This is a genomic window from Actinomadura sp. 3N407 (genome assembly GCF_052245875.1).
In the GTDB taxonomy this organism is placed as follows: domain Bacteria; phylum Actinomycetota; class Actinomycetes; order Streptosporangiales; family Streptosporangiaceae; genus Spirillospora.
The window spans coordinates 14,750-38,592 of the sequence record NZ_JBQQBP010000013.1; the positions used below are offsets into that span (position 1 = coordinate 14,750).

Here is a 23,843-nt window from a genome sequence, read left to right on the forward strand (position 1 = left end):
ATTCTCTCCCTCACCCGGACGCCGTCAGGCGGGGGAGCCGGTTCGCGGCGGCCCGCAGCCTTGCGATTTCCGGCTCTCCGAGGTCGCCCAGCACGATGTCGTAGGTCATGGCTCGGATCGCGTCGCCAAGGGAGGAGCGGAGCGCCTTGACGATGGACTCCGTGAGGACCCGCTCATAGGTCTCGAACCGTACTGAGCCGATCAGCGTCGGGTTCCAAGCCAGGCGGTCGCTTCCGCTCAGGCGCACCCGCAGCCCGCCGGTCACCGGATCCACGTGTTCGAGGTCGATCTCCCCGGCCAGCCGGCCCGATGCGGCCTGGGTCCCGTCGCCGGTGCACAGCAGCACCGGGACCGTGAAGGCCACACGACCGGACTCCCCGCGCTGCCGGATCGCGGCGCCTGGACGCGGAGGGACTTCAACATGGTGGAGCCCGGACAGCAACCGGAACGTCGCAAGGCCGAGGAGGCTGTTCAAGGCCAGAGCGGTCGCGCGGACCACCGTCTCCACCTCGCCGGGCCTGCGGGCGAGGTACCCGCCGAATCCGTAGGCGATGACGCGGCCCCGGACCGGGGAGCGCAGGAAGATGCGAAGACGAAGCCCCCGGATCGGCAGGGTGAACTCGCCGTCGGCCGCCACGGTCTCGGACCGGACGTACGCGTCCCCAACTCCGGCCTTGACGATTCTGCCGGCCGGTCTCAATTCGGCCGTGCCGCCCATGCGGGTCAGCGCCAGAACGTGGAGTTCGCCGTCCAGTTCGACGATCACATCGTCACCGATGACGGGCGACAACTCGCGCGCGGCCTCATTGAGGTCCTGCAGGGTCTTGCGGGGCATCCTCGGCCGCAGCACGTTCTGGTAGGTGATCACATGGGCTCCGATGCCGGACTCGAGGTGCTCGACCTCCCGTTCGGTCTGCTGTGCGGTGTAGTGACGAAGGCTGAACGCGACGACCTTGTCGTCCGTCCAGACGGCGCAGGTGGCCTTCAACGCCTTCTTCGCGCTGAGGGGATAAGGGAGTCCCTGCCTGGCATACCTGGTCGCGTCCACGAACACCGGTGCGTCGCCGTCGAACGCGCGCCGGAGATAGAACTCTTCCTTGACCCGTGCGGCGAACGCCACGGTGCACCTCTCCCACGTCCGGTTGCCATTCCCAATCGGGGACCGTCTGGCGGCAGGCCGGATCGGCAACCGCCGGTTGCCGCCGGCGCCGGAGGCCGGACTGTCACCCCAGAAGCGTCACCGAACCTGGAGGGGGACACGCGATGGCTGGGGCGGCGCGCGCACGGATCGGTGGCTGGGTCACGGCCGCGCTGGTCACCCTCGCGCTATCGGCCACCCTGCTGGGCGGCGGCCGGATCGGACACGCCACCGCGGCCACCGACGGCAGCGCGTGGCTGTGGAGCCGGACTGCGGGCGAGGTGGGACGGGTCAACCCCGACAACGGCCGGGTCGAGCGGCGTCGTGAGGTGACCGACGCCCGTGGTCACCGGGTACGGGTGACCCAGAACGATCGGCACCTCCTCGTCCACGACCTGGACACCGGCCGGGTGTCCTCGCTCGACCTGTCCGGTCTCGGGTTCTCGGGACGGCTGGACGTCGGCACCCGCGGTGACCCGCACCTGGTGATGGGCGCCACCTCCGCCGCCGTGATCGAGCGCACCTCCGGCGCGGTACGCGCCCTGGACCCGGCGACGCTGCGTCCGGTGGGTGAGGTTCTCCGGCTGCCGGGCCCGCTGACCGGCGGCGAGTTCGACGGTGCCGGCCGGCTATGGGTGGCTCTGCCCCGGCAGGGCACGGTCGCCGCGGTGCGGGTCACCGCCCAGGGCGCCGCCGTCGCACGGACCTCCGAGGTCGCCGAGCCGGACCGCGACCTCGTCCTGACCGTCCTGGACGAGGGCGCGCTCGTGGTCGACCGCGGCGGCCGCGACCTGGTGCTCGCGACCGGCGACGGCACCCGCCGGATCACGGCACCGGTCCCGCTGGCGGGCGCGATGGTGCCCGACCGCACTCACGGCGCCCTGGCCGCGATCACCGTCCCGGCCGCCGGTTCGGTGGTCACGCTCGGAGACGTGCGCACGGGCGGCCCGGTCCTGACGTTCCCTCTGCGCGAGCCCGTCCAGGAACCCGCCGTCCCGTTCGCGGGCAAGGTGTACGTGCCCGTGCAGGAGACCGGGGATCTTCGGGTGTACGACCCGGCCGGACGGCAGACCGGCCTGGTGTCCATGCCGTCCGGCCGCGGCGATATGGAGTTGACGGTCCGTGAGGGCGACCTGTTCGTCAACGCGCCGGGAAGTGCGGACGCCCAGGTGGTCGGCGCGGACGGCCGGGTCCGCACGATCGGCAAGTATCCGGACGGGCCCGGTCAGGGCGGCGATCGTCCGGTCGCGCCGGGCGGCGGAGGGAACGGCCCGCCCCCGCTCCCCGTATCGCGCCACGACCCGGTCTTCCCGGACCCGCCCGAGACCCCCTCCCCGAGCAAGGAGCCCCCGGCCGAGGTCGTTCGGCCCGCTCCGAGCGTGTCCGAGGAGCCTCGGGCGCGGGGAGGCGCCGCCCCCGTGACGTCCCGGCCGGCGGCCGGGCGTACGACGGCACCGGCTCCGGAACCCTCCCCGGCACCCGCGGTGCCCGGTGCTTCGCCCACGGCGGCCCCGACCACGAGGACGCCCACCGCCTCGCCCACGAAGAGGTCACCGACACCGACACCGACCAAGTCAAAGCCGAAGCCGAAGCCGAAACCCACGCCCACCAAGAACCCGTACACGCCGGCGCAGGTCTGCAACGTCGGCTCGGGCGGCAACTACCAGGTGCAGCGGTCGTCGTCGTTCAGTGGCGGGCGGACCTACCAGCTGTACAGCGCCACGACGCGGAAGAACTGCGCGGTCACGATGAAGACCGCGAACATCGGCACGGGCACCAACGTCTGGGTCCGCCTGGAGGAGCAGACCGGCGGCGAGGTCGCGTCCGCCCGCGGCACGTACAAGTACTACGCCGGTCCGGTGTACGTGCACGCGCCCGGTGTCTGCGTCCGCTATTCGGGCGGCGGGTCCGGCGCGAGCGCCTCGGTCGGCTGGGCCAACTGCAGCTAGGAAGGAACCGAGTGAGCAACACCACGGCCGAGTCCCCCGTCGTCACCGGCGAGGAGGCGATGCTGGCGGCCGGTGTCTTCGAGCGGATGGCGGCGGGTGTGGAGACCGCGGCCCGCTGTGACCCCGCGACCGTGCGGCTGATCCTCACCGCGTTCGCGACGGGCGGGCACGTCCTGCTGGAGGGCCTGCCCGGTATGGGCAAGACCACCCTGGCCCGCGCGGTGGCGGCGGTGACCGGCGGGAAGGCCCGCCGCGTGCAGTGCACCCCGGACCTGCTGCCCTCCGACATCACCGGGGTGACGATCTTCAATGAGCGGACCCGGGAGTTCGAGTTCCATCCCGGCCCCGTGTTCACCGGCGTCCTCATCGTGGACGAGATCAACCGGACCTCGCCCAAGACGCAGTCGGCGCTGCTGGAGGTGATGCAGGAGGGGCAGGTCACCGTGGACGGGACGGCGTATCCGGTGCCGCACCCGTTCCTGGTGGTGGCCACGCAGAACCCGGTCGACCTGGAGGGCACGTTCCCCCTGCCCGAGGCCCAGCTCGACCGGTTCCTGATGCGGCTGTCGCCGGGATATCCGGGTGAGGAGGCGGAGCTGTCGCTGATGCGCGGCTCGGCCCTGACCGATCCCGATGACCTGGTTCCCGTCCTGGACGCCGACGAGATGGCGTGGCTGGCGGCGGCCGCCGAACGGGTCGCGTTCGCCGAGCCCGTGTACGAGTACGTGCTGCGGCTGGTCCAGCGGACCCGCCGGCATCCGCGGCTGCGGGCCGGGGTGTCGATGCGGGCGTCCATCGTGCTGTGCCGGGCGGCGCGCATGTACGCGCTGGCCGACGGCCGCGGGTACGTCACCCCCGACGATGTCACGGCCCTGGCGAGGCCGATCTGGGCGCACCGGCTCGTACCGCTGTCGGGCGCCGCCACCGCGGAGGGGACCGCCGAGCTGCTGGACGGCGTCCTGGCCGAGGTCCCGGTCCCGGCGCCGCACGAGAACCGGCGGTAGGACGTGGCGGGCGGCATGCCGCGTCCCACCGCACGCGGTTGGGGGCTGCTCGCGTCCGGAACCGTGCTGTGCGGCGGCGGCCTCGGCCTGGGCTACCTGGCACCGGGCGCCCTGGGCGCGCTGGCGTTCCCCACTCTCGCGCTGGCCATGGCCCTCGCCGGGCGCCCCCCGGCCGCCCGGGTCCGCCGCCGTGCCGCGTCCTCGCGCGTCGCCGCCGGCGACACCGTCACCGTCGTCCTGGACATCGAGCCGGGCGATGCCGCCGGGCGCGCCGTCGCGACCGACCGCGTCACCGGCCCTGGGGGATCGGCCGTCGTGCCGCTGGGCCCCGCCCGCCCCCGGATCCGGTACGAGTTGTCCTCCCCGCGGCGCGGCGTGGTCGAGGCCGGGCCGGTCACACTGGTCCGGACGGACCCGCTGGGGCTGGTGCGCAGCGTCCGTCCGGCCGATGACGCGCCGGTCCGGGTGCTGATGCATCCGCGCTTCCACGCCCTCGCCGCCGTGCCCGCGGCCGGTGGCGGCGGCCGCGACGCGTCGGCGGCGGCGGTTCTGGCCACCGAGGGCGCCTTCGCGGGCCTGCGCGAGCACGCACCCGGCGACGACGTCCGCCAGATCCACTGGCGCACCTCGGCGCGCCGCGGGCGCCTGATGGTCCGCGAGCACGCCGACACCGCCCGCCCGGGGCTGACCGTGCTGGTCGACGACCGGTACGGTCCGGACGAACTGGACGCCCTCGCCGAGGTCGCGGCCTCGATCGCGCGGTCGGGGACGGACGTCCCGGTGGAGCTGCGGCTGGCCGGCGGCCTGCGCTCGACCGCGACGGCGAGCACGACCGCACACCTCGACCTGCTCGCCGAGGCGGAAGCACGGCCCGACGCGGACCTCCCGGCCGCCTGCGCCGCGCTGAGCTCCGCCCCGTCCGGACGCGCGGTGGTCCTGTTGCCGGGCAGGGCGACGAACGGGGACACGGCCACGGCCATGCGTGCGCTGGCCACATGCCGCGCGATCTCGCTGGTCGGCCTCATCGGCCCCCGAGACGACACCGTGGGAATCCCCACACCGCCCGCCGGCGTAAGGCTTCTGCACGCCCCCGACGCGGCGGCCTTCAGCGCGCGATGGAATGAGAGCCGCTGGTGGACCCGATGACCCGGGCCCCCCGTGCGAACGAGGTGAGCGGGGACGGCGTCCGCGTCGGGCGTGTGCGTGCCGCGCTTTCGTTCGGTGCGGTCGCGCTGGGCGCTGCCGCGTCGGCGCCGTTGGCGGCGGCGGGGTATGACCGGCCGGCACCGGTGATGGCCGTCCTGGCCGTTACCGCGATCGGCGTCGTGGCGGTCACGTCGGTGGCGCATCGGCTGCTGCGGGGGCTGGGGCCCGCCGCGGTTCCGGCGGGAGTGCCCGTGGCGGGGGCCTGGCTGGTCGCGCTGGCCGCCTGGACCCCCGGTCCGGTCGGGGACCCGGTGCCGGCGGCGGTGGACGCGGCGCTGCACTCCGGCGCGCGCATCCTGACCACCGCGCCGCAGGTGCCGGTGACCGTGGACATGCTCGCGTTCCCGGTGCTCGTCGTATGGCTGGCGGGAGCGATCGGGACGGTGCTGCACCGGGACGGCGGCGTCCTGCTCGCGTTGCTGCCGGGTGCGCTGCTGTTGTGCGGGGCCGCCACGCTCAATCCGCAGGCCGCCGGGCACGGCTACTGGTCGGCCGCCCTGCTGGCCGTCGCCGTCACGGTGCTGCTGGCCGCCGCTCCGCCGCCCCCTCCGGACACCGCCCGCGCAGGGATTACCGTCCGGATACCGGGCCCGGGGCCCGCGTCCACCGCGTCCCGTCCGCGTTCCCGCACCGGTGCGGCGGTCGTGGCCGTGGCCTGCGCGGTGATCCTGCCCGGCACCGGCGCCGCGGTCGCCGCGCCCGGCGTGCTGGAGGGCTGGCCGGTACGGGCGGCCGATCCGCGCAGGGCCGCCGACACCCCGGAAGTCCCACGCGACGTACGCAACCCTCTCGCCTACCTGTCGGCATGGGCCGCCGAACCCCAGGTGCCCCTGATGACCGTGTCGGGTCCGAGGACGGGGCTGCGGTGGGTCGCGCTCGCCGAGTTCACCGGGCCGGTCTGGCTGCCCGACAGCACCTACCGTCCCGCCGGACCTGGGCTGCCGCCTCCCGAGGTGGTGCCGCCGCGGACGGTGCGGACCACGGTGCGCCTGTCCGTCGGGAACCTGCCCGGCGACTGGGTACCGGTACCCGGGATCCCCACCCGGGTGGACGGCATCCCGGTCGGCCACGATGAGACCTCCGGCACGCTGCTGTCTTCGGACGGCCCGGTGGCGGGCCGGACGTACAGCGCGACCGGGATCGTCCCCGACTGGAACGGCCGGCAGGACTACCGAGCCCGGGCCTCCACCGCAACCGGGTATGACCGCTACCTCCGGTTGCCGCCGGGCGCACCTCCGCGGTTGCACGAGATCGCGCGTACGGCCGCCGGTGACGGCACCGCGCGCCGGCGCGCGTCACGCCTCGCCGAGTATCTGCGCGACTCCTACACCTTCGAGCCGGGAGCCCCGGGCGGGCATGGTTACGCGGAACTCGCGGAGCTGCTGGTACCCCCTGGACGCAAGGGCGGCGGCGCGACGTCGGAGCAGTTCGCCAGCGCGTTCGCGGTGCTCGCCCGGGCCGCCGGGCTGCCGAGCCGGGTGGTCGTCGGATTCGGGCCGGGCGGCGGCGACCGCGTGATCCGCACCGGCGACGCGGTGGCCTGGGGCGAGGTCCATTTCGAGGGCCTGGGGTGGGTGCCCTTCGATCCCAACCCGCAGAACCGTTCGAAGGCATCCCCGCGTCCGCGCGGGGGCGACCGGGCGGATCGCGAGGGGAGCCACCGCGATGACGACGCTGACGATCTCGCCGGCGGCGGTGCGGGCGACACGGGCACGCCGCCGTCGGACGGAAACCGGATGGGGAGGCTCCTTGTCGTCCCGCCGCTGCTCGTCCTCGCGTTCTTCCTGGCCGGCGTGCCGCTGCTGCGGCTGGTGCGGTCCCGTCGAGCGGGCCGCGGCGATGCGGCCGATCGGATCCTGGCGGCGTGGCGGGAACTGCTGGCGGCGATGCGGCTGGCGGGCCGGCCCGCCGCCGTGTCCGCCACGGTCGCCGACGTGTCGGCGCGTCTCGCGCGGGAACTGCCGGAGGCCGATCCGGCCCTGCTGCGCCGGTTGGACCGGCTGGTGAACGCCGCGGGTTTCGGCGGCCCGGTCACGCCGGACGATGCCGTGTTCGCGGCCGGGCAGGTCCGTTCCCTGGTCGCGGGGGTACGGCGCTCACGGGCCCTCCCGCACCGCCTGGTCTGGTGGTGGGACCCGCGCCCGCTGCTGTGGACGGCTCAGTCGTCCCGCTTCACCCGCCGGGTGCAGACGGGCTCGGCATGGGCGACCCGGTCGACGTCCACCACGGCGACGACGGTCAGGCAGTAGTCGACGCTCGGGTTCAGCGCGGTGACCACGACCTTCGTGGTTCCAGGGGGTGTACTGGCCAGGGTGGACGGTGTGCGCCCCGACGGTCCGCCGACCACGTAGTGGGCGGCCCGGCCGCCGCTGCCGTCCTTCCAGCTGACCTCGATCGAGACCCGGCCGTCGGCGATCCGTACCTGGCCGGGCACGTACTCCTTCACCGGCCGCACCGCCGTCGGTGTGGAGGTGGGTGCCGGCGGGCGCTCCGCCTGCGAGGGCGAACCCTCCGGTCGCGGGGACCGGCCGCCGCTCCCCGAGATCTCCCCGGAGTCCCCGGACCCGCCCAGCCCGATCACACCGCCGAGCGCCCCGGCGAGCACGAGCACCGCCACGAGCGCCGCCACCGGACCGCGGCGGCGCCGAGCCCGCCTCGCGGGAGGTCCCGTCACCTGGCTCGGGATGTCGTGCGGGAGGGCGTCCTGCGGAGGGCCGCCGTGCCAGATCGGTTCATGCCGAGGTCCCGGCGCGGCCGTGTCCTCCCGCGGTTCGTGCGCCCAGGGGGCTGGTAGCGGTTCGTGCGTCGAGGGGGCCGGTGGTGGTTCGTGCGTCCAGGGGGCCGGTGGCGGTTCGTGCGTCCAGGGGTCCGGTGGCGGCTCGGGGTGGAGGTCGGGCTCGACGATGTCAAGGGCGACCACACCGAGCAATGTCAGCAGATCCGACATGTTCCTCGGATCGGCGGCCACGACCACACCCGGATCGAAGACGTCGCCGCGTCCGGTGAAGAAGGGGTGGACGAGCACGGTGAACCCGCTCGCCGCCAGTCCGTTGGCCAGTGGCGCGACCGTCGCCTCGGGGAGGTCCTCGTCGAACTCCGGTGCGAACATGAACGCAGCCGGTGAGCCGACCACACCGCTCTTGGACAGATCCTGAAGCTCCGTCGCGGACGCGACAGAGAACACGGCCGGAAACCGCCCGGTGCTCTCGACCCTCCGCCCGAGGCCCGGGTCTCCTGCCACGATGACGTTCGGCGCAGTGGCCATCACATGTTCCCTCAGTGCTTCTCGCAGGCGGTCGACCGGCGATCGGCCGGTGCTACTAGAAAGACAGTCCGGAGAACGGCCTTGCCGCCAACCTCCCGCTGCCAACCCGGTGAAGAAGCACACTCCACGCGGCCACCGATGGATTCTCTGTTGCCGTTTCCCGCTCGTCCTTGACTGTCTTCAGTGGCCGCTTCGTGCGGAAACGGACCAGGACCGGCAAGCGATGGCACGCGAAGGGCGCATCATGGGGGACGAGCTCGAGATCGAGCTACTGGTGATCGCGACGATCGGTCGCAGGGGCGAGAGCGCCAAAGAAACGTACGAGTTCACCATCTGGCACCGCGATAACGGCCCGGACGCCGTGCAGGCCTCCGTGGAGGAGCTCGAAAGGTTGCATGGCCGGCCCATGGGGGACCGGGAATGGCTGAATTTTCTCAATGTCCATCAAAATCAGGTGGAGAACGTAGAGCACACCATCATGATCTCCATTGGAATCCAGAATGGGGAGACCTACCAGGCGTCCCTGCAACTGGAGGGATACAAGACTCGTCAGGAACTCCTCAGGGCGGCCTTGGAGCGCCTCCCGGCATCCGTGCGAACCGGCGCCGTGGAGTACTTCTGTGTGGATCCCACAGAGATCGACGTTTCTGACTGAGAGGGGTCCGGTGTACGGCGAGCCCCGGGCTCCGAAGCCCGGGCCTCACCGTCCTACCACCAGGGGAAGCGGTCGGCGAAGGCCGGTTCCAGGTCGTCCAGCCACACCGCGTCGGGGTCGTACTTGGCGAAGAAGGGCTTGCCGACCAGGTCGGGGTCGCGGCACTGGATGAGGCGCAGCGCGAAGACCTTCTCACCGAACAGGTCGAGCACGCCGTCGACGCAGACCTTGCCGGGCGTGGCCGACATGGAGGGGCCGCGGACGGTACGGGCGAGCCCGGAGACGTCCCGGTACGCGTCGCGGAAGATCTCGTACGCCCGGGCCAGCGGGACCGCGAAGTAGTCCTGCGGGCCCGTGTCACGCTCCACGAACATGTAGTACGGGATCATGCCCATCCGGGTCTGGGTGCGCCACATCGCGTTCCACGCCGCGGGGTCGTCGTTGATCGTGCGGATCAGCGGGGCCTGGGTGCGTATGACGGCGCCGGTGCCGCGGATGCGGCGGACCGCCTCGGTGACGACCGGCGGCTCCAGTTCGCGCGGGTGGGTGAAGTGGGCCATGAAGGCCAGGTTCTTGCCTGCCGCGACGACCTGCTCGAACAGTCGCAGCATGGCGTCGGCGCCGGGGTCGGTGACGAACTTCTGCGGCCAGTAGGCCAGCGACTTGGTGCCGATCCGGATCGACTCCAGCTGCTCCAGTTCCAGGAGCGGCTCGATGTAGCGGCGCAGGACCGGCTCGCCCATGACCATGGCGTCGCCGCCGGTGAACAGGACGCTGGTCACCTCGGGCTGGGCGACCACGTAGTCGCGCAGCTGGAGGGTGTCGTCCCCGGCCATCTTCAGGTCGGGCTCGCCGATGAACTGGGCCCACCGGAAGCAGTACGTGCAGTACGCGTGGCATGTCTGCCCCTGCTTGGGGAAGTACAGAACGGTCTCGTCGTACTTGTGCTGGAGCCCGGGGATCTTGCCGTCGCCGAAGCTCGGGATGTTGAGCTCCATCTGGCCGCCCGGATGGGGGTTCAGCCTCGCCCGGACGGCGCGCGCGGCGGCTTCGACCTCGGCATTGGGGGCCCCGCGGGCCAGCAGCCCCGACAGGTGCGCGACGTCCTCGGCCGGGAGCATGTCCGCCATCGGGAAGACCAGCCGGTAGATCGGATCGTCGGGCGCCGCCGACCAGTCGATGAGCTCCTCGAGCACGTAGCCGTTGGTCCGGAACGGCAGGACCGTGGCCACCGCGCGGGTGGCGAGCCGCTCCTCGGGGCCCAGCCCGGCCCGGAGCGTCAGTTCGTCGAGGTGCCTCGCCGTGAAGGCGCGGAACCTGCGACCGGAGGATTGCAGAGTCGAAATCACGTCGTGCCGGCCTTCCGGATCAGTCCTTCGATCGCGTGCTTGCTCCTCGCGATCCGCTCGCTGTCCCTGCGCTTCCACCAGGGGGTGAGCCACATCTCGACGGGACGGGCCGTGCCCGCCACAACGGCCGCGCGGCCGAAACGCATGGTCCTGAGTTCCTCGGGATGCAGCACCTGCCTTCCGTGCTCCTTGCCCACGAGGTCAGAGAGATCGCTCAGGTCCTTGGCGGTACCGGCACCACCCGAGATGATCCGGATCGCTGAGTTGTCCCAGAGGCGTGCGGCGCCGTCCGATCCCCACCTGGCTCGCGCTTCCGCCAACGAGGTCAGGTAGACGTGAACCGCTATGGAATAGCCACCGGATTCGCCCATGTACACAGGGAGTCCGCCGATGGGGCAGATATCGGCCACCTGGTTCAACTCGAAGGTCAGGGGCGGGTCGAGGCGACCGGCCGGCTCCTTCATCGCCATACCGCGAGCCGTTCTGAAGAACTGCTCGACCATCGTGGTGACGATCGGCGCGATACCCCCGTAATCGGCCTGCTGCTTGCCGATGAAGTAGAGGGTGTTGCGGCCCTTGACGAACTTCCGGAAGTCGAATTCCTCACCAGGGGGCGGTGAGCAGTCCTCCAGTACGGCCGGGTGCGAGAAACAACTCATGACCTGGATCACAATGCCCCAGGCACGCTGGTTTCCCCGGTTGAGATCGAGTTGCGCCGCATAGCCCGCGGCGACCCGGCCATCAAGTTCGCCCCGGCGCAGGATGTTCAACGGTTCGTCGGAGTCGGCGTGGTACACCCAGCCCATCACGGTCCGAATGCTGACTCCGCCGATCGCGCCCGCGTGCAACAGGCAGCGGATGATGGTGGTGGCCGCGCCGACCCCCTGGGAGCCCTCCGACCCGATATCGAAACCGCTGGACTCGACGAGCGTCCCCGATCTGACGGCGCAGACGTTCGGATCCTCGCACCCCTGCAACGGTGACCAGCGCAGCCGATTCGGCCACGCGGTGAAGTTGAACGGATCGAACACATAAACTTCGCCGAACTGCGCCCGCACCATGGCGGTGTGGACGAAGGTCTCCCGCCGGGTGGAGGTGACGACGCACGCCCCGGGCGCGTCGATGGTGAAAGGCGTGACGAAGTGCACGTCCTTTCCCTGCCTTGGTGGTGCGATGATGATCGCCGCGTCCTCCACCGACGCGTACAGTTTCCGCCTGGACCTGATGTCCCTTCCGATGAAGAAGCCGACCTCCTCCGGCTTCACATCGCGCGCGGCCCGGTTCCCGGTGGACGGCCGGACCTGTTGTGCCTTGCGCAGGACGGTCCGGGCGCTCAGGAGATTGCGGACCTCCCAGCCGGACGCGAAGCCCAGGCGCAACCGCCTGACCGGCCGATGACGCCGCGCGTTCAGGAACAACCGCGCCGCGAAGTAGATCAAGACCGAGGCCAGGGCGAGGAGCACGATCAGTACCCCGAAGAACACCGAGGCCGATCCCATCGCCGCTGCGGCGGCCGGCGGCCAGGCAGCGTGCGGATCACCGGGGTCGCGCACGAAGTTGTAGGCGATGCCCAAGAAGTCCCGCGGACTCGAATCGGGCCAGCCGGCACCCGCGAACAGGCCGGACAATTGACCCGCCAGCCAGATCAAGAAACTGAACGTCGTGCCCAGCAGGGTGCCGACGACCCCGATACCGAAGAAGAATGCGTAAACCTCGTCATCGTCGTTACCGCTCACGAATGCTCCTAATATCTCAACTCTCTCCGGCCTACGCGTTCTCGGTCCGGTTCTAGCCGTCGTCGGCGCGGACATCGGAGATCTTCCAGGGGGCGCGGTCGGACGACCTGGTGAGCGCCATGTAGATAACCGACGTGGCGGCTGTTCCGCGCCAACCGTCCCGTCCGGTGGAGATCGTGGTCATTTCCCATTGCCGGTATGCGGTGGCCGGTCCATCCGGTGGTGCCCCCGCCTCCCGGCGGAGTGCTCGAAGCCGCACCGTGAGATAGGCCCGATGCCTCCGCCATTCATGAGGGACGTACTGCCTGGGCTCTGCCTTGATCTCGGACGTGAAGCCCGGGGTGAGGTAGCGCCCCGCACGTAGCTTCGCGTCCCGCAGCCCCGTATCGATGGTGCTGTCGACGGTGTACATGATGGTCAAGGCCGCCTTCGCCACTGCCGTGGCGTCTTGCTGGTCGATCTCGCCCGGGTCCGGCAGACCGCCGGGTATGTCGGGAGTTCGGGATGGCGAGGGAGCCGGGGTGGCGAAACTGATCGTGGGAATGACTCTCTCCACACCCGGACTGGACGGCGTAACACGAGGCTGCGACTGCTCCCCGCTGCTACAGCCGGCCACGAACGCGGCGGCCGACACCGTGCACAAGGCGGAACGCAGTCCGGCTGCGAGGGCCCCGTTCACATCGGACCCTCGTCGCCGACGTCTCCGGAAGGAGACGGTGTGCGCACCGGATCCGGAGAGGTGCTCTCCATGCCGGGCGGCGGCTTGACTCGGCGGGCTCCCGAAAATCCCTTCCTGGCATCGAAGTCACTGAATATCACGGGCGCGCCGGGCTGCAGGGCCTCGACCATCCAACGCTTTCCATTGAACTCGCCATAATAGACGCCCATATGTGCCCGATCGGAGAAGAAGACCAGATCCCCGGGGGCCAACTGCTCCCGGGATACTTCGACCACCTTGGCGCTTCCCCACATGCCCCAGGTTGTCCGAGGTAGCGTGATCTTTTCGTTCGATGCCTTGTAGACGGCGTGCCGGGCCAGGCCCGAACAGTCGAACCCCCAGATCTCCCTCCCGTCCTGCTTGGCCTCCGGGGAGCAGCAGATTCCATAGCCGGGACCCTCAAGGCGTCCACCACCCCATGAATAGAAGATCTCGGTGCCATTCCGACTTGGTGGCTGCGGTGTGCCCTCGACCTCCTTGGCGTAATAGGCGGCGGCATCGGCGATACGTTGACCGAAAGAGCCGGTACTCCCCAGCGGCGCGCAGCCTCCGCGTCCGTAGTTGTCCGACGCCTCCGCAAGATTGTCGAGATAATGGTTCGCCGCAACCAGCACATCGTCGACATAAGCCCACGAGTGGTTGTACCGAAAGAGCGATTCGCGCAGCTGATCATCCGTCAGGTCCAAGGCTTTGCGTTCGTCATCCTTGTTCCCGCCGGGAAGGATGTGGAGCTTGAGCAGCCTGGCCGCGCTGAAAATGGCGTCAGCCGGGTCGTACCGGCTCGTGACGCCATCATCGTCGCCGTCGACTTTCGCCCAATCGAAGGTCGGCTGAAGGAACTGCATAGGTCCCCCTGCGCCCGCGAAGTTCTCGCCGGAGTGGACCCCTTCGGCGTCATATGTGCCGTGCTTCGATTCTATCCACCCGATGCCGGCAAGCACGTTCCATGCGACGTTCCACTCTTTGCCGGCCTTGCGGTACAAGGTGAGGTAGTTGCTCGGTATGGGACCCGGATCCGGCGTCTCCGCCCCGGTTGCCTGCACTTGCCGGGCCGAGCCACCGGGAGCGCATGTCGGTATGAGCCCGTCCTCTCCGCCCAGATTCAATATCGCGACGAGCAGTATGACGACCAAGAAGGGAAGTGCTATGACGAGGCACCCGACCCCGGCCAGACCCGTCACTGCCAGGCCGGTCGTTTTCACACCACTCCTACCCCTGGTGCCGAGGCGTCATCGAATGACATCGCGTACTTGGCCCCTGATCGCAGAGTCATTCGGTACCCCTCCCTGCCTGGGGAAGACAGTGCGGCGACCGCCCGGATGCGCAAGACCGCCGCCGGTCTTGTCAGCGGCACTGCGAGCTGTGGTGAGCCGCCGGACGACCAGGCGAACTCCGAAGTCGCCGCCGCCTCATGTTGACGCTGTCGGATCGCGGCACACGGTGACAGGCAACCGTGAACCGCGAACGGCCGGGCAATGGGGCCCGTGCTGGGGAGGCACGGCCGGGCGGGCCCATGTCCGGTGCACAGGACATGGGCCCGCCTTCCACATCTCGGATGCCGGCGCTGATAGCGCCCGGCCACCGGCGCGTCGACTGCGCTTGCGGAGGACCCGACCGGCCGACCAGCACAGGGCCCATGGTCCTGCCAGGCTCGGATTCGTCCGCGATGCGGTCTTGTTCGGCGACCCGCGGTCGTGCGGGCTTGGCGTGACGACCAGGTACGTCAGAGCACATGGCGACCGGGGCCATGCGCGGTGGGACGCGCCCTTCCCGTCCCGCGATTTTCTCTGCTCCTGTGCGGTTGACGATCGCAACGGTCTGCCGACTGTCTACGGCATAGAGCCGGAGCCATGCCCGGGAGATGCCCGTCTAGACGGCGCTCCGGCCCTGGCAGGCCACGGATCCTCTCCAAGGGGGGTCGATATGCAAGCGGCGGAAGTCGCTCGATCACAGGGGAAGCCTGGTCCCGAAGGTCCACCGGACGTGTCGGACACGGCGGTGGACCTCTCCCGCCAGGGAGACGTCCCAGGCGGCCGATTCCACGCTCATGCGGTCGTACCGGCCCGGCTGGCGCCACCGCCCACCAGCCCTCTGGGGCTGGCGGGCTACAGCGGCCCTGGCCCCGACTTGTGGTTCGCTTCGTGCCATGGGGGAGCCGGCACCTCTACGCTGGCCGCTCTCATCCCCCACGGCAGGAGCGCCGGACGCTACTGGCCGACACCCGAGCCTCCCGGGCGCTCCCGGGTGCTGCTGGTCGCGCGCAGCCATGTCTCCGGCCTCTCCGCGGCCCAGGCCGCCGCTCGTCAGTGGGCCGCGGGCGTGCTGCCGACCGTACGGCTGCTGGGCCTGGTGGTGGTCGCCGACGCGCCCGGAAAGCGTCCGAAACCACTGAAAGATCTGCTGCTTCTCGTTTCTGGCGGCGTGCCGCACGTATGGGATCTCCCGTGGGTTGAGGCCCTGCGCCTCGGCACGACCCCGGACCAGGCCAGGCTGCCGTCCGCCTATTCACGGCTGGCCGAAGACCTGAACCGCATCATTTCGGAGGACGCACATGCTTGATTCGGCGATGACGTGGATGACCAACCTGCTTTCGGATGCGGTGCTGCTGACCGAGCCCGTCATCCCCGACCCCGGTGAAAGCACGCGGCCGCCGGGCTGGGACCGATTCCAAAAGCTACTCAGCTGGGCGTTGTGGGGTGCCTTCATGCTGTGCGTGGCAGGGTTCATCACGATCGGCGCCAGAATGGCGATCAAGCACCAGAAAGGTGAGGGCGGGGGGCACATGGCGAGTCTGGCCTTGGTCGGTTTCGGCTGCATCGTCATCATGTCGGCACGGGTCTTCGTCACCGAGATCGTCGGAGGCTGAGGTTGATGACGATCCGGCACGTGGCCGGCGGCTGCGGGCATCGCGGCCAAAGCCGAAGGTCTCTTCGACATCGTGGGCTGGGCCTGACGGCTGCCTACTTTGTGTTAGGTGTTGTTCTGGTCGCGATCGGCGCTTCATGTCTTGTCGTCTCGGTCGCGGCGGCTCCCCCTGTTGCGGGTGCAACTCACCCAGAGGAACGGTCCAAGTCGCCTCGTGGGTTCTCTGCTCGCGCCGCACAGCTTGCGGCTGCGGGTGTTCCGGCCGTGCGCACACGCCGGGACCCTGCCTGGTTGGAGCACACCTTGGACACCAAAGACTCCGGCGAGACCGGTGGCACGCTGAGATGGAGCCCCGACGACGGTGCACTGGAATTGTGTGACAAGGATTCTGACGACCTCCATGCCATGGCAATTATCATCAAGGGGTACACGGTCGAAAATTGGGAGGACGAACCCAAGTCCAACAGGCAGCAGCGCCCCTTCATCGTACGCGGCGATGGCAACTGCGCCACGCGGCGTGTACATATTGACTCCAAGACGCCATATCGTTTCGTGGTGTGCCTGCTCAAAGAGGGGGACGACAAGGCGAGAGACTGCAATGGCATCGAGAGTGGGATATGGCTCCTGACGAGAGACGGAGTGGACGGAATTCACAAAAGAATCACCTGGAGTCCGAGCCGGTCGCTGGAGACCACAGACAGTCACGGTGGCGGCGACAGCAGTTGGACGGATTGGACGGACGGCCATGGTGGCCGGCTCCATTGGAGGGCCAGTGACGGGCTTCTGCAAACATGCGATATGGCCGCTGACAACTACTATGCGCAGGCCGACGTCAGCTTGACGGCAAATGACTTCTCGAAAAGCGCGACGATACACACCGTCACCAAGAGAAAGAGAAACCAATGCTTGTACACCCTGATACCCGACTATGGCAACATCAAAGATAAAACAATCTACTTCAGAATTTGCATACGAGAGGAAGGGGGGCCGCTGAAGTACTGCCGGCAGACGACCAGTGTCAAGTGGCTTGCTGCAGGTGCAGGAGTGGTCAAGCCCCCTTCTCCGCGTCCGTCGCTGCCCATCGACGCGCGACCCGACGAGGAGCTGCCCGGCCATGTGGCCGCACCTCCCGGAATCGCGCAACCCCTGAAAATCTTGACGGGTTTCCTGATCTGGTTCGTCTGGGCGGCGTTCATCGGGGGCTTCATCATCGTCGGAGCCAATATGGCGATCAAACACAAGAGGGGCGAGGCCGGCGCACACGCCACGGGCCTGGGCTGGGTGATGGTGGCCTGCGTCATAGGAGCACCCACCGTGGCGATCGGATTCGTCGCCCTTATCTTTTGATCTATTCTGACGGAGCTTTCTGCTCGCTCATTCCAGATGATACGGGGACTTCTTGCTGGTACGCGATATTTTCGAAGATCGAGTACGTGACGCCCTCTCTGAGGCCACCAAATGGCTTGTCGAGGGCATGGTGCGGCTGTCGCTGGATATATTCGAGACGGTACTGGCCTGGTGGCTCGGTGATGCCATCGCCCCGCCGCTGAGCGGGGAGCAGGGTGGAGTGCTCTGGTTTCTGCGTTCGCACACTAATTGGCTGACCGTGGCACTGGCCTTCAGTGGACTTCTCATCGCGGCCGCCAAGGTGGCGCTTCAGCGCAAGGGTGAGCCTTTCCGAAAAGCGCTCTTCCAGTTCATTGAACTTGCCATAGTGGTCTCCATGCTGGCCACCGCGGTGCATCTGGCGACCCGTGCCGGCGACGAGTACTCGACCTGGATCCTGAAAGAGGCACAACCGGTCGGCGACGACTGGATCGACGGCTGGACTTCAGGACTTGACGCGCTCGGGGGAGAAGATGCGAATCTCGGCTACGCCGCCCTCGTGTTCATTTTTGCGTTGTTCGCGATACCCGCATCGGCCATACAGTTCATTTTGTTGCTCTTTCGAAGCGCCATCCTGGTTGTGCTGGTCGGGATTTTTCCCGTACTGGCCGCGGCCAGATTCTCTTCGTACGGAGATCGCGCCTACAGAACCAGTATCGGTTGGCTCATCTCTTTCATCTTCTACAAGCCTGTCGCTGCAACGATCTACGCTGCGGCCATCAAAATGCTCAGCTCTGACTATAAGGCCGACCATGTGCTCGGTCTGGCTCTTATCTGTTGCGCGGTGTTCGCCCTGCCCGCGACCATGCGCGCCGTCATGCCCGGAGTCACGCGGAGCAACGAGGTCGGCTTGTCCGCGATGCGGGAGGCGGCTCGGCAATGGAACATGGTCAGCGAATTCGCCGAAGGGAAGGACAAGACCCCAGAGGGTTCCGGCGAACCTGCGGATGGCGGGTCCCGGGGTGGCTGGCCCTGGGGTTTCCCCCGCCGACCCAGTGGCGGCGGGGCCGATGAGAGCGGTCCCTCCGGGTCTGATGGTTCCGAGGGTAGCGGTGGGCCCATGAGGGATCAGGGTGACGGTTCCAACACGGGAGGCGCGGGGGCCGACCGCGCTGGGAAGGGTGGTGCCGATGGCGACGGGCCCTCAGGGGCAGATGGCTCACCTTCAGGAGATGAGCCGCCGGTCGGTGGCGGCGAAGGCCCGTTCTATCCCCCCGATCACCGCTTTGGCGCTGAAGGACAGCCTGCTGGCAGCGCCATTCATCCTGGCGACTGGTCCATGCCCCTTCAGGACTGGTCTCCGGGCTCTGGTGAACAGTCCAAATAACTTGATTCGATATGGGGTGAGTCACGGTGACGAACGACAACCGGCAACCCACGTACGGAAACTGGCGTAAGCCGGTCACCCCGGGGATCGGGCGGCTGGGGATGCTCGGCACCATGATCCTGATGGTGGGATTGATGATCGTCGCCATGGTGGCGATGATCTCCCCGCTGTCCGGCCTGGTCACCGCCGTGGTGCTCGGGCTGGTCCTGCTGCCGCTGGTGATCCAGGACCAGCACGGCCGGAACGCGCTCCAGTCGATCACGGCGCGGGTGGCGTGGTGGTGGGGGCGTTCCCGGGGCTGGCATCTCTATCGTTCGGGTCCGCTGGGCGTCACCCAGTACGGTTCGTGCCGGCTGCCCGGATTGCTTGCCCCGTCGCGGCTCGTGGAGGCCCGAGACGCCTACGGGCGCCCATTTGCCCTGGTCGTGGTGCCGCGCACTAAGCACTACACCGCGGTGTTCGAATGCAACGCTGATGGGGCGGCACTGGTCGATCAGAAGCAGGTCGACACCTGGGTCGCCCACTGGGGGCACTGGCTGGCCTCGTTGGGTCTGGAACCGGGCGTGGTCGCCGCGAGCGTGACCATCGAGACGGCACCGGACCTCGGGCACCGCCTTGCGGAGGAGGTCGGGGCCAATATCGATCCGGGTGCCCCAGAGTTGGCCCAGGCGGCCCTGCACGAGATCGTCCGGAGCTATCCGGTGGGCAGCGCACGGGTCTCTACGCGCGTCGCGGTCACCTTCGAGTCTCTGCCTCGTCCCGGTGGCAAGCGCCGGGACGACAAGGAGATGGCGCGGGAGATCGGGATGCGCATCCCGGGACTCACCTCTGGGTTGCCGATGACGGGCGCCGGAAGCGCCCGCCCGCTGACCGCCGACCAACTCGCCGGCGCCGTGCGGATGGCCTACGATCCCGACTCGCAGTCGGCCCTGGAGGCGACGCGGGGTCAGGGGGCATGCTGGGAGGACGCCGGACCGGTCGCGGCCCAGGAACAGTGGGACCACTACGTTCACGACAGCGGCCGTTCCATCACCTGGGGCATGTCGGAGGCGCCTCGCGGGGAGGTGCTGTCCAGCGTGATGACCGGGCTGGTCGCCCCGCACCAGGACATCGCCCGCAAACGGGTCACCTTTCTCTACCGGCCGTACGATCCGGCGGCCGCCGTGCACATCGTGGAACGGGACCGCAAGGACGCGCGTTTTCGCCTCAATGGCGCGGCCACCGCGGCCCGGAATCAGCTCGACGTCGCCAAGAGCGATAAGTCGGCCCTGGAGGAGGCCAGGGGAGCGGGAGTGACCCGGTTCACCATCCTCGTCACCGCCACTGTCCGCGCGCCCGAGGATCTGCCGCTCGCAGCGGCCGCCGTCGACACGCTCGCTCCCCCGGCGCGGGTGCGGCTGCGCCGGATGTACGGGGCCCAGGCGGCGGCGTTCGCGGCCGCCTTGCCGCTGGGCATCGTCCTTCCCGATCACCTTCAGGTCCCCGGTGCCGTGAGGGACGCGCTGTGAGCACTCCTGCAGGAAAGGACCCGAAGAAGAACGGAAAGAAGAACAAGACCGGCGAGGATTCGAGTGAGCCCGGATACAGGGGTTTCAGCCGCCGGGGCGGGGGCCGGGCCTCCTACGTGGAGATGCCTCCGGAATGGCGCGGGACCACCGTCCAGGTGTGCGGGCTGTGGCCGTTCGGGGCGGGGTCGGGGACGCCCATGGTGGGCGTGCCGCTCGGCCGGGACCTGACCACCGGAGCGGCGCTGTGCTGCGATCCGATCTCGTGGTTCCAGCGCGCCAACCTCATCCACAACCCGTCGGTCCTGGTGCTGGGCAAGCCGGGGCTGGGCAAATCGACCCTGATCCGCAGGATGGTGGTGGGGCTGGCCGGGTACGGGGTGGTCCCGATGGTGCTCGGCGACCTCAAACCCGACTACGTCGATCTCATCCGGGTGATGGGCGGGCAGATCGTCAAGCTCGGCCGCGGGCTGGGATCGCTGAACGTGCTCGACCCCGGCGCGACGGCCGCCGCCGCGGTCAGGCTGACGGGGGGCGCCCGGGCCAAACTGATCGCCGACGCGCACGGCCGCCGGCTCAACATGGTCGCCGCGCTCATCACGATCCTGCGCGGGGGCCCGATCGCCGACACCGAGCGCACCGTCCTCAACGCCGCCCTGCGCGTGCTGGACGAGCGCCATCCCGGCGTGCCCGTCCTGCCCGACCTCATCAGGGTGATCGATGAGGGGCCGGAGCAGATCCGGTCGGTGACCCTGTCCCGCGGGGACGAGGCGCGCTACCGCGCCGCCGTCGATCCGTTGCACGCCTCGCTGCTGGGGATGCTGGACGGGCCGATGGGGGACACGTTCGCACACCAGACCACCACGCCGATCGAGTTGGACAATCCCGGAGGCGTCTGCATCGACATCAGCGGGATCGACGACGCCGACGCCGAGCTTCAGGCCGCCGTCCTGCTGGCATGCTGGTCGGACGGGTTCGGCGCGGTGGAGACCGCGCACGCGCTGGCCGATGAGGGCATCGCGCCTCAGCGGCACTTCTTCCTGGTCCTCGACGAGTTGTGGCGGGTCCTGCGGTCCGGGCGCGGCCTGGTGGACCGGGTCGACGCCCTCACCCGTCTCAACCGGCAGCGCGGTATCGGCCAGGCGATGGTCACGCACACCATCGCCGACCTGCTGGCGTTGCCCGATCACGCCGACCGTCTCAAGGCCAAGGGCTTCGCCGAACGCGCGGGCATGGTGATCTGCGGCGGGCTGCCGCAGTCGGAGATGCCCATGATGAGCGAAGTGGTGCGGATGTCGTCGGTCGAAGAGCGCATGATCGTCGATTGGTCGACGCCGCCCTCGTGGAACGCCGACGTCGACCGGGACGCCGAACCCCCGGGACGCGGCAGGTTCCTGGTCAAGGTCGGCGGCCGCCCCGGCATCCCGTTCAGGGTGGAGCTCACCTCCGCCGAAAAGGAGGTCAACGACACCAACAAGCGCTGGGTCCACTCGACCACGAGAACTCAGCCGGGATGACCCGGCAGGCCGACGGCGATGAGGGTGTCGACGCCGGCCAGGACGTACAGGGCGTCCCGTCCGGCGATCACGGCGCTGGGCGGGCGGCGCCCGCCGCGCAGGTCGAGCCGCTGGATCACCCGGCCGCTGGCCGGGTCGTGCGAGGTGACCTCCCACCTGCCCGGCACATGCAGCGCTCCGCCCGCCAGGACGGGCTCGCCCGCGGAAGGGTCGGTGGCGTGCTCCCAGCGGATCCGGCCGTCCTCGGCCTGGAGCGCGCGGACGGCGTCGGCACCGCGGACGAAGACCAGGCCGTGCCCGGTCAGAGGGGTGAAGCGGCGGCGGAAGGCCCCGACGGCGGCCGGAGACGCTCCGGTGCCGACGGCCCACCGCTGGCGGCCGTCCTCCTTGTCGAAGGCTCGCACCATCCCGTCCCCCGTGCCCAGGAACACGGTGTTCCCGGCCGCGACGGGGAAGGCCGCCGTCGGGTACGGCTCCGGCCGCGCATCGTCGCCGATCAAGGGCGGGCGGATCCGCCAGCGAGCCGTTCCCGTGCGGGCGTCCAGGGCGTGAACGAGGCGGCCCTCGACGGAAACGTAGACGGTGCCGTCCGCGACGCAGAGCGTCGCGTCGGTGTAGCGGGGCACTGCCGACTGCCGCCGCTTCGCGTCGACGTGACCGGATGTCCAGTTCACGGCCCCCGTGGCGGCGTTCAGCGCATGCACGCGTTCCCACCGTCCTCGCGCTGAGGCGCTGATGACGTAGACCACGTCACCGGCCACGACGATCGAACCCACGGGCCTTCCGTCGATCCGGCGTTGCCAGGCCACGCGGCCGGTGCGGGGCTCCAGCGCGTACACCACACCGGCCTCTTGAGGGGGCGCGGTGGTGACGTCGTACACCAGGGCGTCACCGTGGGCCACGGCCGGGGCCAGCCCCGGGAACGGGCGCCGCAGCGACCAGCGCACAGCGCCGGTACCGGAATCGATGGCGTGCAGCTCCTCGCGGCTGCGGACCCACACGGACTCGAGCCCCGCGACCACCCCGCCTCTCTTCGGCTCGAAGGACGTGAGGGGACGGCGCCATCGGAGACGTCCCGTCGCGGGGTCCAGGGAGCACAGGTCCAGGCGTGCCGCGCCCGAGCGCGTGACGACGGTTCGATCTAGGAAGAGCAGCCCGCCGCCCAGCACGGGCCCGAGTTCGTAGCCGGTCACCAGCATCGCGCGGGCGGTCCACAGTACGGACGCCGCCGCGGGGCGCGGGTTCGCCAGTGCACGGACCACTCCCCAGCCCGCGGCGGCCGCGACGCCCATTCCGGAGAGTTGCAGCAGCACGCGCCGGCGCCCGGGGCCGCCGTCACGCGGACGCGTCCCGGCCGAGCCGGGCACCGGGTCGGCCCGGTCGGTGATGTCGAGGGCCAACGGTGATGACAGCCACCCGGTACCCGTCGGCCCTGGAGACAGCGCGGCGGCCAGCTGCTCGACGCCGGGGCGCCGCGCGGGATCCTCGGCCCTGCACGCTGCGATCACGGCCCGCAGGCTCTCGTCGCCGACGTGGTCCGGCGCGTCTGGGACGGCGGGCCCCCGCATGGCCCGGCCGGCCTTGGCGACCGGTGGCACCCGAGGGGGCGGCGCGCCGGTGCGGCAGAACCACAGGAGCCCGCCGAGGGAGAAGACGTCGGCGGAGAACCCGGCCCGGCCGCCGGTCGACTGCTCGGGTGCCATGTATCCGGGCGTTCCGGTGCCGTCGGCGGTGCCGGTGTCCCGGCCTCCGGCGATGCCGAAGTCCACCACGCGCGGGCCGTCGGGGGTCAGCATGACGTTGCCGGGTTTGAGATCCCGATGGACGACACCCGCCGCGTGTATCGCCGCCAGCGCCTCGGCGAGCGCCGCACCCAGCCGCCGTGTGGCCTCGACGCTCAGCGGGCCGTGCCGGGCGACGGCCTCGTCCAGTGACAGCCCCTGAAGATGGGCCGTGGCCAGCCACGGCCGGGGAACCTCACCGGCGTCCAGCAGGGGGGCGGTGTACGGGCCGCCCACCCGGCGCATCGCCGCGGCCTCCCGCGCGAAGCGTGCGCGGAAGGCCGGGTCCTCGGCCAGGTCGGGATGGATGAGCTTCAGCGCCACCAGCCCGCCGCCGTCCGCGCGGGCGAGGAAGACCTGCCCCATGCCACCGGCCCCGAGACGGCCGATGCATTCGTAACCACCGATCCGTTCCGGATCGCCGGGACGCAGCGGTTCCACC

Annotated in this window: 18 protein-coding genes; 11 read left to right on the forward strand and 7 right to left on the reverse strand. The window is 69.9% G+C overall.

Going from position 1 to position 23,843, the window contains the following annotated elements:
- Window positions 1-10: 10 nt before the first annotated feature.
- Window positions 11-1,120: a hypothetical protein gene (locus ACTWPP_RS29200; protein ID WP_443107574.1), complete on the reverse strand. Its 1,110-nt coding sequence runs from the start codon at window positions 1,118-1,120 to the stop codon at window positions 11-13.
- Between the two features lie 143 nt (window positions 1,121-1,263).
- Here ACTWPP_RS29200 and ACTWPP_RS29205 point away from each other — a divergent pair, with 143 nt between their 5' ends.
- From ACTWPP_RS29205 to ACTWPP_RS29220, 4 genes are read left to right on the forward strand one after another with little or no spacing between them, the layout of a single operon-like run.
- Window positions 1,264-3,087 (forward strand): hypothetical protein, encoded by a 1,824-nt coding sequence (locus ACTWPP_RS29205; protein WP_443107575.1) that lies wholly within the window; start codon window positions 1,264-1,266, stop codon window positions 3,085-3,087.
- An 11-nt stretch (window positions 3,088-3,098) separates the two neighbouring features.
- Window positions 3,099-4,091, forward strand: coding sequence for an AAA family ATPase (locus ACTWPP_RS29210; protein WP_443107576.1), 993 nt, complete (start codon window positions 3,099-3,101; stop codon window positions 4,089-4,091).
- A gap of 15 nt (window positions 4,092-4,106) precedes the next feature.
- Window positions 4,107-5,237, forward strand: coding sequence for a DUF58 domain-containing protein (locus ACTWPP_RS29215; protein ID WP_443107577.1), 1,131 nt, complete (start codon window positions 4,107-4,109; stop codon window positions 5,235-5,237).
- Window positions 5,234-7,546, forward strand: coding sequence for a transglutaminase-like domain-containing protein (locus ACTWPP_RS29220; protein WP_443107781.1), 2,313 nt, complete (start codon window positions 5,234-5,236; stop codon window positions 7,544-7,546). The genes ACTWPP_RS29215 and ACTWPP_RS29220 overlap by 4 nt, the downstream gene beginning before the upstream one ends.
- Here ACTWPP_RS29220 and ACTWPP_RS29225 read toward each other — a convergent pair.
- Window positions 7,456-8,562 (reverse strand): hypothetical protein, encoded by a 1,107-nt coding sequence (locus ACTWPP_RS29225; protein WP_443107578.1) that lies wholly within the window; start codon window positions 8,560-8,562, stop codon window positions 7,456-7,458. The two genes, ACTWPP_RS29220 and ACTWPP_RS29225, sit on opposite strands and share 91 nt — an antisense overlap.
- A gap of 223 nt (window positions 8,563-8,785) precedes the next feature.
- Here ACTWPP_RS29225 and ACTWPP_RS29230 point away from each other — a divergent pair, with 223 nt between their 5' ends.
- Window positions 8,786-9,217 carry a hypothetical protein gene (locus tag ACTWPP_RS29230; protein WP_443107579.1) on the forward strand — a complete coding sequence of 144 codons (432 nt, stop codon included), beginning with the start codon at window positions 8,786-8,788 and terminating at the stop codon, window positions 9,215-9,217.
- 53 nt (window positions 9,218-9,270) lie between these two features.
- Here ACTWPP_RS29230 and ACTWPP_RS29235 read toward each other — a convergent pair whose 3' ends face one another.
- The 4 genes from ACTWPP_RS29235 to ACTWPP_RS29250 form a co-directional block, all read right to left on the reverse strand.
- Window positions 9,271-10,563 carry a KamA family radical SAM protein gene (locus tag ACTWPP_RS29235; RefSeq protein WP_443107782.1) on the reverse strand — a complete coding sequence of 431 codons (1,293 nt, stop codon included), beginning with the start codon at window positions 10,561-10,563 and terminating at the stop codon, window positions 9,271-9,273.
- Window positions 10,563-12,302, reverse strand: coding sequence for a type IV secretory system conjugative DNA transfer family protein (locus ACTWPP_RS29240; protein ID WP_443107580.1), 1,740 nt, complete (start codon window positions 12,300-12,302; stop codon window positions 10,563-10,565). The genes ACTWPP_RS29235 and ACTWPP_RS29240 overlap by 1 nt, the downstream gene beginning before the upstream one ends.
- A 52-nt stretch (window positions 12,303-12,354) precedes the next feature.
- Complete coding sequence (locus tag ACTWPP_RS29245) at window positions 12,355-12,723, reverse strand: hypothetical protein (RefSeq protein WP_443107581.1); 369 nt, start codon at window positions 12,721-12,723, stop codon at window positions 12,355-12,357.
- 254 nt (window positions 12,724-12,977) lie between these two features.
- Window positions 12,978-14,222, reverse strand: coding sequence for a C40 family peptidase (locus ACTWPP_RS29250; RefSeq protein ID WP_443107582.1), 1,245 nt, complete (start codon window positions 14,220-14,222; stop codon window positions 12,978-12,980).
- Window positions 14,223-14,943: 721 nt separating this feature from the next.
- Between ACTWPP_RS29250 and ACTWPP_RS29255 the strand changes: the two genes are divergently transcribed.
- The 6 genes from ACTWPP_RS29255 to ACTWPP_RS29280 all read left to right on the forward strand — a co-directional run bounded on the left by ACTWPP_RS29255 (window position 14,944) and on the right by ACTWPP_RS29280 (window position 21,620).
- Window positions 14,944-15,579, forward strand: a complete 636-nt coding sequence (locus tag ACTWPP_RS29255; RefSeq protein WP_443107583.1) for a DUF6668 family protein — start codon at window positions 14,944-14,946, stop codon at window positions 15,577-15,579.
- Entirely contained in the window at window positions 15,572-15,886 is a 315-nt protein-coding gene (locus ACTWPP_RS29260; protein WP_443107584.1) for a hypothetical protein, read from the forward strand. The genes ACTWPP_RS29255 and ACTWPP_RS29260 overlap by 8 nt, the downstream gene beginning before the upstream one ends.
- Window positions 15,887-16,188: 302 nt before the next feature.
- The gene (locus ACTWPP_RS29265) at window positions 16,189-17,232 is read left to right on the forward strand and encodes a hypothetical protein (protein ID WP_443107585.1); all 1,044 of its coding nucleotides are present in this window, start codon (window positions 16,189-16,191) and stop codon (window positions 17,230-17,232) included.
- A gap of 52 nt (window positions 17,233-17,284) precedes the next feature.
- Window positions 17,285-18,598, forward strand: a complete 1,314-nt coding sequence (locus ACTWPP_RS29270) for a hypothetical protein (protein WP_443107586.1) — start codon at window positions 17,285-17,287, stop codon at window positions 18,596-18,598.
- A gap of 26 nt (window positions 18,599-18,624) precedes the next feature.
- Window positions 18,625-20,106, forward strand: coding sequence for an SCO6880 family protein (locus ACTWPP_RS29275; protein ID WP_443107587.1), 1,482 nt, complete (start codon window positions 18,625-18,627; stop codon window positions 20,104-20,106).
- The gene (locus ACTWPP_RS29280) at window positions 20,103-21,620 is read left to right on the forward strand and encodes an ATP/GTP-binding protein (RefSeq protein ID WP_443107588.1); all 1,518 of its coding nucleotides are present in this window, start codon (window positions 20,103-20,105) and stop codon (window positions 21,618-21,620) included. Before ACTWPP_RS29275 ends, ACTWPP_RS29280 begins: the two co-directional genes overlap by 4 nt.
- Here ACTWPP_RS29280 and ACTWPP_RS29285 read toward each other — a convergent pair.
- Window positions 21,608-23,842: a serine/threonine-protein kinase gene (locus tag ACTWPP_RS29285; RefSeq protein ID WP_443107589.1), complete on the reverse strand. Its 2,235-nt coding sequence runs from the start codon at window positions 23,840-23,842 to the stop codon at window positions 21,608-21,610. The genes ACTWPP_RS29280 and ACTWPP_RS29285 overlap by 13 nt on opposite strands.
- Window position 23,843 lies beyond the last annotated feature (1 nt).

Excerpts from the sequence above, each read along its gene's own strand:
- ACTWPP_RS29205 (WP_443107575.1), top strand. The coding sequence starts at position 1,264 with ATGGCTGGGGCGGCGCGCGCACGGATCGGTGGCTGGGTCACGGCCGCG.
- ACTWPP_RS29215 (WP_443107577.1), top strand. The coding sequence starts at position 4,107 with ATGCCGCGTCCCACCGCACGCGGTTGGGGGCTGCTCGCGTCCGGAACC.
- ACTWPP_RS29220 (WP_443107781.1), top strand. The coding sequence starts at position 5,234 with ATGACCCGGGCCCCCCGTGCGAACGAGGTGAGCGGGGACGGCGTCCGC.
- ACTWPP_RS29225 (WP_443107578.1), bottom strand. The coding sequence starts at position 8,562 with ATGGCCACTGCGCCGAACGTCATCGTGGCAGGAGACCCGGGCCTCGGG.
- ACTWPP_RS29230 (WP_443107579.1), top strand. The coding sequence starts at position 8,786 with ATGGCACGCGAAGGGCGCATCATGGGGGACGAGCTCGAGATCGAGCTA.
- ACTWPP_RS29255 (WP_443107583.1), top strand. The coding sequence starts at position 14,944 with ATGCAAGCGGCGGAAGTCGCTCGATCACAGGGGAAGCCTGGTCCCGAA.
- ACTWPP_RS29260 (WP_443107584.1), top strand. The coding sequence starts at position 15,572 with ATGCTTGATTCGGCGATGACGTGGATGACCAACCTGCTTTCGGATGCG.